Annotated in this window: 6 protein-coding genes and 2 pseudogenes; 7 read left to right on the top strand and 1 reads right to left on the bottom strand. The window is 63.3% G+C overall.

Translation table 11 applies throughout. From position 1 onward, the window contains the following. Positions 1 to 220: pseudogene (locus tag JDV09_RS25725) on the top strand (IS1634 family transposase); the annotation flags it as partial. 146 nt (positions 221 to 366) lie between these two features. Here JDV09_RS25725 and JDV09_RS25720 read toward each other — a convergent pair. After that, positions 367 to 1,680: an IS256 family transposase gene (locus tag JDV09_RS25720; protein WP_221371967.1), complete on the bottom strand. Its 1,314-nt coding sequence runs from the start codon at positions 1,678 to 1,680 to the stop codon at positions 367 to 369. A gap of 445 nt (positions 1,681 to 2,125) precedes the next feature. On the opposite strand from JDV09_RS25720, the gene JDV09_RS25715 reads away from it, so the two are divergent. The 6 genes and pseudogenes from JDV09_RS25715 to JDV09_RS25690 form a co-directional block, all read left to right on the top strand. Beyond that, positions 2,126 to 4,450 carry a UDP-glucuronate decarboxylase gene (locus tag JDV09_RS25715; RefSeq protein WP_221371966.1) on the top strand — a complete coding sequence of 775 codons (2,325 nt, stop codon included), beginning with the start codon at positions 2,126 to 2,128 and terminating at the stop codon, positions 4,448 to 4,450. 28 nt (positions 4,451 to 4,478) lie between these two features. Further along, on the top strand, positions 4,479 to 5,936 hold the full coding sequence (locus JDV09_RS25710) for a sugar transferase (RefSeq protein WP_221371965.1): 1,458 nt from the start codon (positions 4,479 to 4,481) through the stop codon (positions 5,934 to 5,936). A 517-nt stretch (positions 5,937 to 6,453) separates the two neighbouring features. Next, positions 6,454 to 7,509, top strand: a complete 1,056-nt coding sequence (locus tag JDV09_RS27590) for a glycosyltransferase (protein WP_372453037.1) — start codon at positions 6,454 to 6,456, stop codon at positions 7,507 to 7,509. Between the two features lie 161 nt (positions 7,510 to 7,670). After that, positions 7,671 to 8,245, top strand: a pseudogene (locus tag JDV09_RS27660) (IS3 family transposase); the annotation flags it as partial. A 460-nt stretch (positions 8,246 to 8,705) separates the two neighbouring features. Next, positions 8,706 to 9,797: a tyrosine-type recombinase/integrase gene (locus tag JDV09_RS25695; RefSeq protein WP_221371962.1), complete on the top strand. Its 1,092-nt coding sequence runs from the start codon at positions 8,706 to 8,708 to the stop codon at positions 9,795 to 9,797. Next, the coding region (locus JDV09_RS25690; RefSeq protein WP_221371961.1) for a tyrosine-type recombinase/integrase at positions 9,794 to 10,531 on the top strand (738 nt) is incomplete at its 3' end. The genes JDV09_RS25695 and JDV09_RS25690, both read left to right, overlap by 4 nt.

Raw genomic sequence — 10,531 nt, 5'->3', positions numbered from 1 at the left:
GCTGCTCATCCGGGTCGCTGAAACCCGCACCGGCGACACCTGGCGCAACCTTCGTCACGAACTCGACCGCATGCACCTGGTCACCCTGGCCACCGCCCACGGTCGCGTCGCACAACGCTCGGCCCTCACCGACCACCACAAGACCATCCTGGCCGCACTCGACCTGCCCGAACCCCCCAAGTACCTCGACTTCACACCCGGCATCGCCGTCGCCGACTGACGGGATCCACCCCACGATCACATCACTGGCGTCGTGTAGTAACACGACCCAAGTCAACGCATTCCACATTTGCGCTGGTCACCACCACAATCCGGCGATCCGTGTGCCCGCCATCTGCGGAAGTCGGGCCTGTGGATCGGGGTGTTTCAGGCGACCTCCGTTCCGGTGTGGCGATCGCCGTGTGACGGCGGTGTCGGTGGGGTGATGTCGGTGGGGCGTTCGATGAGTTTGCCTTTGTGGAAGACCGCGCCGGCGCGGACCAGGGCGACCAGGTGCGGGGCGTTGACCGCGCGCCAGCGGGCTTGGGCGGCGTCGATCAGCTTGTAGGCCATGGCCAGCCCGGCCGCGCGTGATCCCGGCCCCTTGGTGACCTTGGTGCGCAATCGCACAGTGGTGAAGGCGGATTCGATCGGGTTCGTGGTGCGCAAGTGAATCCAATGCTCAGCCGGATACTTGTAGAACTCCAGCAGGGTGTCCAGATCGTCGGTGATCTTGGCGACCACCTTGGGGTACTTCGCGCCGAAGTCGAGCGCGAACGCCTTGACCGCGACCTGGGCTTTGTCGATGTCCTCGGCGTTGTAGATCTCCCTGATCGCCGCCAGCGCGGCAGGGTGCGCTGATTTCGGCAGCCCGGCAAGGACATTGGCCTGCTTGTGGAACCAGCAGCGCTGCTCCTTCGTCTTCGGGAACACCTCGCGCACCGCCTTCCAGAACCCCAGCGCGCCGTCACCGACCGCGAGCACGGGGGCGGTCATGCCGCGGCGGCGGCAGTCGCGCAGAAGATCAGCCCACGACTCGGCCGATTCCCGGTAGCCGTCGGTGATCGCCACCAGTTCCTTGCGGCCATCCGCACGCACCCCGAGCATCACCAGCAGGCACAGCTTCTCCTGGCCGAGGCGGACCTTGAGGTGAATCCCGTCGACCCACAGATAGACGTAGTCGCCGCCCGACAGATCCCGGGCGGCGAAGGTGCGGGCTTCGTCTTGCCACTGCGCGGTCAGCCGGGTGATCGTGGTGGCCGACAGCCCGGCCCCGGATCCGAGGAACTGTTCCAGCACTGGGGTGAAGTTGCTGGTTGACAGGCCATGCAGGTACAGCAGCGGCAACACCTCGCTGATCTGCGGGGACTTACGCGCCCAGGCCGGCAGGATCGCCGAACAGAACCGCCGCCGCTTACCGGTGTCAGGATCGACGCGTTTGTCGTTGACCCGCGGCGCTTTCACCTCGACCGCGCCGGCGGCGGTCAGCACCTCCCGCGGATCGTGATAGCCGTTACGCACCACCAGCCGATAACCGTTGTCATCGAGCTCATCGGCGAACTGGGCCACGTAGGCGGCGACCTCAGCCTGCAGTGCGGCGGCCAGCATCTGCCGCGCTCCATCGCGGACGATCTCATCCAACAATGACCGGCCGGCGTCGTCGCCGTTGGCCTCGGCGGCGTCGTGAACTACGGTGAGCATGGGCGTACCTTCCCGAACCAGCGCGCCAACGCCGGCTCATGATCGGACCTACTGACATTCAGATCATCCCCGGGAAGGTGCGCCCACTTTCACGCCCCTCGCGCCGAGGCTCATCCACAGGTTCTGATCATTGCTCTCTTCTTCTGGCGCAATGGCGCAGGCCAACAGGAGCCGCCGAGTCAGAGGCGTCAACGTCAAAGTTCGCTGGCTGTTTCGCGATCCTGGTTGCTGGGCGCGTCCTCCAGTGATAACGTCGCACTGCAAACTATAAAGCACACTCCTTAAGGGGGAAACTGCGGGTGAGGGTGAGCAGTTAGCTAATGCCTCGTAACCAGCCGACTTTTCAACCGCTTGGTGGCGTCAGGGTTGCTCGGGTCGTGGCAGGGGCAACCACACGTAGTAGTGCGAGCGAGTGAGCCGTATGCGCCGATGAAGGAGGGGGTCCGTGGGGGAACGCGCAGTCTTGACGGGAGGCGCCGGGTTTGTCGGCTCGCATCTTGCGGAACGGTTGTTGGCGCAAGATATCGAGGTGATATGCCTCGATAACTTTGTAACGGGCGCATCGGAAAATGTCGCCCACCTACAGGGCCAAGACGGCTTTCGGCTGATCAAGATCGATGTCAGCGGCTATATTTCGATTCCCGGGCCTGTTGACTACGTGCTGCATTTCGCCTCGCCGGCCTCGCCGGTCGACTATGCAAAGCTTCCCATCGAGACAATGAAGGCGGGGTCGCTGGGAACGCTGCATACCCTTGGCTTGGCGAAGGAGAAGGGTGCGCGCTACCTGCTCGCATCGACTTCGGAGGCCTACGGCGACCCGCTTGTCCACCCCCAGCCTGAGAGCTATTGGGGCAATGTCAATCCGGTCGGACCTCGCGCGTGCTATGACGAGGCGAAACGCTTCGCTGAGGCACTCACCGCCTCGTACCGGCAGAAGCACGGGGTCAATGCCGCAATCATGCGCATCTTCAATACGTACGGCCCCCGCATGCGCCCAGACGATGGTCGTGCGGTTCCAAACTTTATCAACCAAGCACTGGCCGGTGCGCCGATCACGGTTCAGGGTGACGGTAGTCAGACGCGATCGGTGTGCTACGTCGACGACTTGGTCGAAGGTGCATTGCGGCTGTTGTTCTCCGACCTCACAGGCCCGGTCAACATTGGCAATCCGCAGGAGATGCCCGTACTCGAGTTGGCGGAACTCATACGCGAACTCACCGGATCTGACTCTCCGGTGGTGTTCACCGACCGGCCCAAGGATGATCCGTCGCAGCGCCAACCTGATATCACCTTTGCGCGCACTGAACTGCAATGGGAACCGAAGGTCGATGTCCGCGATGGTCTGTTGCACACGATCGACTCGTTCCGCGATCGGGTCGACCATGCATCGCGGGTCATCTTACCGACACCGCGGAGGGTCCAGGTCGAGCACGTGCAACCGCGCCACAAGGTCGCGGTCATCGGCACCGGCTATGTGGGTGCCGTCACCTCCACCTGCTTGGCCTTCCTCGGGCACACCGTCTGCGGCCTGGATAGCGACTCAGTGCGCGCCGGCCAGCTCAACCAGGGCCAGGCGCCATTCGTCGAGCCGGGACTGCCAGAGATGCTGAAGGCGACGCTGTCAACCGGCCGACTGCGGTTCACCGACCGACCCGCCGAGGCCTTGTCCGATGCAGACTTCGCCTTCCTCTGCGTGGGAACCCCGCCAGGGCCGGACGGGTCTCCGGACCTTGCGCAGCTAGAGAGTGCGATCCGGTCCTTGGCCCCGTACCTGCGTGCTGGTGCGGTGATCATCAACAAGTCGACGGTGCCGGTCGGCTCAGCCAACTGGACTTGCACGATTCTGGAGGACGCTACCGAGGGAGATCAGTGGCTTTCCTTCCGTGTCGTTTCCAACCCGGAGTTCCTTCGCGAGGGCTGCGCCATCGATGACTTCCTCTACCCGGATCGGATTGTGCTGGGAGGCGCTGATTCCGCCGTCAGCAGGGTCGCCGAACTGTACCAGCCAGTGCTCGACCAGTCGTTCGACGGCGGGCGGCGAGGTCTTCGGCCGTCACTGATCACAACGGAACTGGCATCCGCGGAAATGATCAAGTACGCGGCGAACGCCTTCCTGGCGACGAAGGTCAGTTTTGCCAATGAGATCGCCCAAATGTGTGAGTTGTTCGGCGCCGACGCCCGCGAGGTGCTGCCCGCCGTCGGCGCCGACCACCGTGTCGGGGGTGCCTTCCTGAATCCCGGCGTCGGCTGGGGCGGTTCGTGCTTCGGTAAGGATGTTGCAGCGCTGATCGCGTCCGGCCAGGAGTATGGCTACACACCCGCGTTGCTGCAGGCGACAGTCGAGATCAACAAGACGCAGCGAGCGAGCGCCATACGCAAGCTTCAACGAGAACTCCACGTTCTGAAGGGACGCCGAATCGCGCTGCTCGGGTTGACGTTCAAGCCTGGGACCGACGATCTTCGCGATGCCCCGGCGCTGGACATCGCGAGGCGTTTACTCGCCGCTGGCGCCGTGGTTTCGGCCTTCGATCCGGCTGTGAAGGCGCTGCCCGAGGAGTTCCTAGCTGTACGGCTGACGCGCGATGTCTATGAGGCGGCCGAGCGGGCGGATGCGGTTGTCGTGATGACAGAATGGCCGGAGTTCCGCGTCATCGATCCTGCTGGGCTGTGTCAGGTGATGCGCGGCGACCTTGTGGTGGACGGACGAAATTGTTTGCCAGAAGCCAGGTTCGTAGGGTCGGGTTTACGGCTGGTTGGTTTCGGGTGGTGACGCTCGCTCTGCATCCCAAGGGGTCAGGATGACTATTAAGACAGCATATAATCGTCTGGTTCCGGAGGTACCTCGGGATCATGCTGCGCTAGCGCGCGTTGAGACCGACACCAGGCAGGTACTCAAGCTGGGGCTACGGCACCGCTATTTCCTGGAGATCTCCGATGTGGCGACGCTGACAGCCTCGGCCGTCCTTGGCGGTGTGACCCTGAGCCATCTCAGCCCGGTGCGTGCCGGCGATCTAGGCTTCCGAGACGCCGCCCTTGCCGCACTCGCGATGGCGGTAGCGCTTCACCTGCACGGACTATACCGCCGACCGGCCTCGCGGCTGCGGCCGAGCGGGTGGTGGCGACCTTCAGTGATCGCGCGATGTCTACCGACGGCAGTCCTGATCGCACTCGCGGTTGACGCATTCGTCCTCCGCGGCGGGCGGATGACCCTAACAGCCGCAGTGGCGATGACGCTGCCCGCCGTCATCTTGGTTCCACTCGGGCGTCGTCTGGTCGTCCGGTTGGCCGCCCCAACGGTGACTCGCATTCTTGTCGTCGGGACGGGACCGATCTCGGATCGATTAACCTCGCGACTCCAAAGGTGCGCCGACATTGTCCTGGTCGGATATGTCGACGACAACGTGACGCCCGGGAGACCCGTCTTGGGCGGACTCACTGATCTGCCGGCTGTCTGTGGGGCGTATGAGATTGATCGGGTCATCGTCGGCTTTCCGAAGGCGAGCGACGCTGCAGTTTTTGAAGCGCTACGCCAGCTTGAGGGCCAGGTGCCGGTGTCGGAGATACCTCGCTTCTTCGAGATGCACAACTGGCGCAGCGAAGCCGAGGAGCTACATGGCCTTACTTTGATGCACTTGCCCACCGCATCGCTGAGACCGAGTGCACGAATTATGAAGCGGCTTATCGACGTCACGCTCGCTACATGTGCGCTGATAGTTGCGGGTCCGCTCCTCCTAGCCATTGCCGCGGCGATCAAGCTCGATACTCCTGGACCGGTCTTCTTCCGCCAGGAGCGGACTGGGCGGGCCGGCAAGCCATTCCGGATTTTCAAGTTCCGCTCGATGACTGCAGACGCATGGCAACGGCGCGATACGGTCACACAACTCAACGAGGTGGATGGCCCGTTGTTCAAGATGGAAAAGGATCCCAGGGTCACCCGGGTCGGAGCCTTTATCCGCAGAACCAGTCTCGATGAACTGCCTCAACTCTTCAATGTGGTGCGCGGCGAGATGTCTTTGGTCGGTCCGCGGCCACTGCCGACCGAGGAGTCCAACCTCATCGATGGCGCCGCCCTGGCCCGCCTTAACGTCAAGCCCGGCATCACCGGACTGTGGCAAGTATGCGGGCGGAGCGACCTGACCTACGCCGACCTCCAGCATCTCGATTCGGTTTACGTCCGATCGTGGTCGCTGATGTGGGACCTGCGCATCATCGGGCAAACACCGCAGGTTGTGTTCGGACGCGGCGGCGCCTACTGATATTCAGTCGCTATGAACCCCTGCCCTGCGACTACCGTGTCTCGTCGGCTCAATCGGGCGTCGTTAGATTGGAACTGGACTCGGGCCAAGGCACTTTGAACAGATCCTTCGCACAGGCGAAACTTGAGTATGACCTGCACGATGTCGGCACCGAATTCTGTTGCCAGGCGGTTAGCTTCGCTCAGTGTGTGAAGCTTCTATCGAGTTGACGCGCGGGAAGTTCGAGAACAGTGTCGCGATGTGTGTCAGGTACACCATGTCGGCGCGCCGCACGAGAAGGCTCCGCAGCGCCAACAACCGCGTTTGGACTGAGTGTTGCGAAGGAGATCATGTATAGCGGCGACCTGCTCCGATTCACGCGTCCTGCTAGTCCAGACGAAGTAAGAAGAGCTGCATATTTCGAGGGTGTGGCGATACACACTGACCCCTGCCAGACACTTCGACATCGGAAGCCCTGGGGAGTTCAAGTCGTCCAACATCATAGACCAGCCAAGCCCCAAATGACAAGGGATGCACGATGACAGAACTCCGAGCCCTCCTCATCACGGATCGGGTGATCGATTCGCAGCGTTCTCCTGGATTCCGTTGGCGGATAAGGTTGTTGCAGTCATGGCTTCAGGAGGCAGGCTTCGATGTGGCGCATCAGCCGGTAACCGCAGCCCGATCGCCGTCCATCGCCAGACGCATCGTCGCAACGATGAGCTCGGTACAGTCCCTGCGCAGACAGGCCGACAAATTCGACCTCGTCGTGGTGCACGCGTTGAACGCACCACACATGATTTGGCTGGCCCAGCGGCTCGGACAGCACGGAGCAGTGATTCTCGACCTCTGCGACAGTCTCGCGATTTGGGCGGAGGCAGTGCCCTGGCGTGCTCAGCCATTCTTCAGGTTCAAAATCTGGGTTGCAGGACTGCTGCTACGAAGCGGAAGTAACCGGATGACTTGTAGCTACATAACTTACCGGGATGCGAAGGCGGACACGTTGGCGAGACCGTCCCAGTCCTCAATAGTCATACCAAGTACGGACCCAGATGGACTTAGTCACTTGGAGAAGTACGTTGGGCCGCCTGTTCGCCTCGTAATCGCGGCCGACCTTGGTGGCTTTCAAAACGTGGAGGCCCTGGGCTGGTTCGAAGATGCAGTGAAGTCGGGCGAGCTTCAGTTGGGGATCCCCGTCGAGATCTACGGACCTGTTCAGCCAGATCACCAACTCCCCGAAGGACTCGTGTATATGGGGTGGGCGCCCCAACTGCGCGATATATATGAAGGCCAGACGGCCGTGTTCGCACCAACCGTTCGGGGCGCCGGAATCCAGGGCAAGTACCTAGAGGCAGTAGCCGCTGGCCGTCCAGTGGTCGTGGGGCGGCAACCCGCCGAAGCGATACCGACCTACATCGGCGCGCTGCCATATTCCTCGCGGAGTGAATTGGTAACACAACTCAACGCGCTCGAGAGTTTTGCGAAATCCCTTGATCCGGGCGTTACGACTGTTGCTCCCGAGTCCGAACTTGAGCGTGGCCTAACCGTTGTCCGAGTTCTGGCATCTGGCCGACGAGGGCGGCTCTTACCTTAGAGCATGTTATTGATGAACCGCCCCGTGATCGGCAACGACTCGGCCGCTGAGCATTCGGCCAGGCTGTCGTCTGCCATGAGGATGGGACCACCTGGTGTCAGTCATGGGACTGAATCGCCCCGGCATGTCCGGAGACTCCACTTCTTGGGAAGGATGGGGTCATGTCAGGTGGTTCGTCGGGGAGGTACCCGCCGGAGTTGCGTGAGCGTGCGGTGCGGATGGTCGCCGAGATCAGCGATCAGCACGAGTCGGAGTGGGCGGCGATGACCGAGGTCGCCCGATTGTTGGGATCGGTACGGCCGAGACGGTCCGCAAGTGGGCCCGCCAGGCCCAGGTGGATGCCGGCGTCCGCCCGGGGACCACAACCGAGGAATCGGCAGAGTTGAAGAAGCTGCGCAGGGAGAACGCCGAGTTGAAGCGGGCCAACGCCATCTTGAAGACTGCGGCCTTATTTCGCCGGGGGGACGAACTGGTGAGCCGCTTCGAGTTCGTCGCCGACCACCGGGACGCCTTCAAGGTGAAGTGGCTGTGCGAGGTTGTCGAGATCGCGCGTTCGTCGTTCTACGCCTGGTTGGCCGGTGCCGATGCGCGTGCTGAGCGTCAGGCTGCTGATGAGGCGCTGGCCGAGCGGATCCGGGTGGTACATGACCAGGACAACACCTACGGGGCGCCGCGGATCACCGCGGAACTCAACGATGGTGCGCCCGAGACCGAACGGGTCAACCACAAGCGGGTGGCCCGGGTGATGCGCGGCGTCGGGATCGCCGGCTACCGGCGCAAACGCCGCGTCAAGACCACCGTGGCGGATCCGGCCAATCAGAGGGTCCCTGATCTGCTCAAGCGGGATTTCACCGCGGCGGCGATCAACGTCAAGTACGTCGGGGACCTGTTATGCCGAGTTCGGCATAACAGGTCCTATGCCGACCGTTGGAATATGCCGACACTTCTTGGAATGACGCAGGTCAGTAGCGGTTCTGTAGTACGAAAGGTCGGCATAGTCGCGTAGTCGTGGTCACGCTTTCAGGCACGGAAATTGTCTGGAGGTGAGGTTCGTGACGAAGAGATCGCCGACGGCCCGGCCGTATCCGGTTCGGGTCCCGCGGGTTGCGGTGGGGCCTTTGGCGCCGGTGGTGCTTGGCGAGTGTTCGCGATGGTTGGCCGGGCTGGGTTATTCACCGGGTTCAGCGGCTGTAGTCGTGAACGTGTTGAAGCGGCTGAGCGGATGGATGCAGCTGGTCGGTGCCGGTGTCGATGACATTGATGAGGACCTGCTGGCCCAGTTCCTGGCGATGGAGGACACCCGAGATCGTCCCTGCATCTCGGTGAAGCACGTGAGTGGCGCGATGCGCAGAGTTCTGACGGTATCCGGCTATCTGGATATCGCTGGTGTCCAGGTGGATTCACTCGATCCCGTGCAGTCGACGGTGACGCAATGGTGTTCGTGGATGCGTGAGCAGCGTGGCCTGACCGAGAAGACCGTCGCGGCCCGTTGTCGCTACGCGGTCGGCCTGGTGGAAGTGGTGACGGCCGACGGGCTGGTGCAGTGGCCGCGGCTGGACGCCTCGACCGTCAACGCCTACGTCGCTGAGCGTGGACGACCCTACGGTGTGGTTGCGCGTGCTCACATCGTCGACTCGGTCCGTTGTCTGCTGCGGTGGGCGTTGAGCACCGGCCGCCTTGATCGGGACCTGAGCCCGGGGATCCTCAAGCCTGCCGGGACCCGGCGGTCGTTGCCCCGGGGTGTGAACACCGAGCAGGTGGCAGCCTTGCTGAGCGCGCGCGATGCGGCCACGCCGTTGGGGGCGCGGGACCGAGCGCTCGTCATGATCCTGGTGCGGCTTGGCCTACGTGTCGGCGAAGCCGCCCGTCTGAGCCTCGACGACATCGACTGGGCAGGTGGGTGTCTCAAAGTCACCGGCAAGGGACGCGAACACTCATTGCCGATCCCGGTCGACGTGGGTCAGGCATTGGAGGCATGGTTGCGGCTGCGGCCGCCCGCACTGGACCGGGCCGTGTTCGTACGGCTGCGGGCACCGCGCCAGACGATGACGACCTCGGGCATCTCGGGGATCATCGCCCGGTTATCGGACCTGGCCGGCATCGACCGCATCTACGCGCACCGACTGCGGCACACCGCCGCGATGGACGTCCTGGCCGCCGGTGGCACCTTGACCGAAGCTCAGGAGCTGCTGGGGCACGCCTTTGCGGTCACCACGATGGCCTACGCGAAAGTGGACCTCGCATCGCTGCGTGAGCTGGTCGTCCCGTTCGGGCAGGTACCGCGATGACGACACTGCGGGAGCGCCTCGACGAATATCTGCAGTTGCGCCGGTCTCTGGGGTTTGCGCTCAACGAGCTCGAACATCAGGTCGGCTTGTTCTGCACCTGGCTCGAACACCGCGGCCAGACCACGACGTTCACCATCGATGATGCGGTGGCCTGGGCCCGGCTCAACCCCGACGCGCACCCCTCGTGGTGGGCGACGCGGCTGTCATTGGTGCGCCAGTTCGCCGCCTACCTCAACGCCAACGACGTCGAGGTTCCCGTTATCCCCAGCGGACTGCTGGCGGCCCGCAAGCCCCGAGCCGTTCCCTTCATCTACAGCCAACACGACATCGATGCGTTGCTCGCCGCCAGCGGCACCGAGTTCGCCGACGAACGGATCGCTGCGACGCTGCGTACCGTCATCGGTCTGCTCGCCGCCACCGGCCTGCGGATCGGTGAGGCACTGAACCTGGGCGTCGATGACATCGACTCCCGCAACCACCTGCTGATCATCAAGGCAGCCAAGTCTGACCAGCGGATCGTGCCGGTGCACCCGTCGACGACGGCCGCCCTCGTGCAGTACATCGACTCACCTGCCCGGCTGGCCGCACACCCCGACCCCCACGGCCCAGTCTTCGTGACCGCCAACGGGACCGGATACGTCTACGTGTCATTCCAATCCTTGTTCAAGCGCCTCCGAGAGGCCGCCGGACACACCCCGCGCGGCAGGTCACGCCCCCGACTGCACGACCTGCGA

Origin of the sequence: Mycolicibacterium xanthum, from assembly GCF_019710635.1 — a bacterium.
Lineage (GTDB): Bacteria > Actinomycetota > Actinomycetes > Mycobacteriales > Mycobacteriaceae > Mycobacterium > Mycobacterium xanthum.
This window is presented reverse-complemented; position numbering and strand designations above follow the sequence as displayed.

Bases quoted from the DNA above. Each gene is read 5' to 3' on its own strand.
- JDV09_RS25720 (WP_221371967.1), bottom strand. From the start codon at position 1,680: ATGCTCACCGTAGTTCACGACGCCGCCGAGGCCAACGGCGACGACGCC.
- JDV09_RS25710 (WP_221371965.1), top strand. From the start codon at position 4,479: ATGACTATTAAGACAGCATATAATCGTCTGGTTCCGGAGGTACCTCGG.
- JDV09_RS27590 (WP_372453037.1), top strand. From the start codon at position 6,454: ATGACAGAACTCCGAGCCCTCCTCATCACGGATCGGGTGATCGATTCG.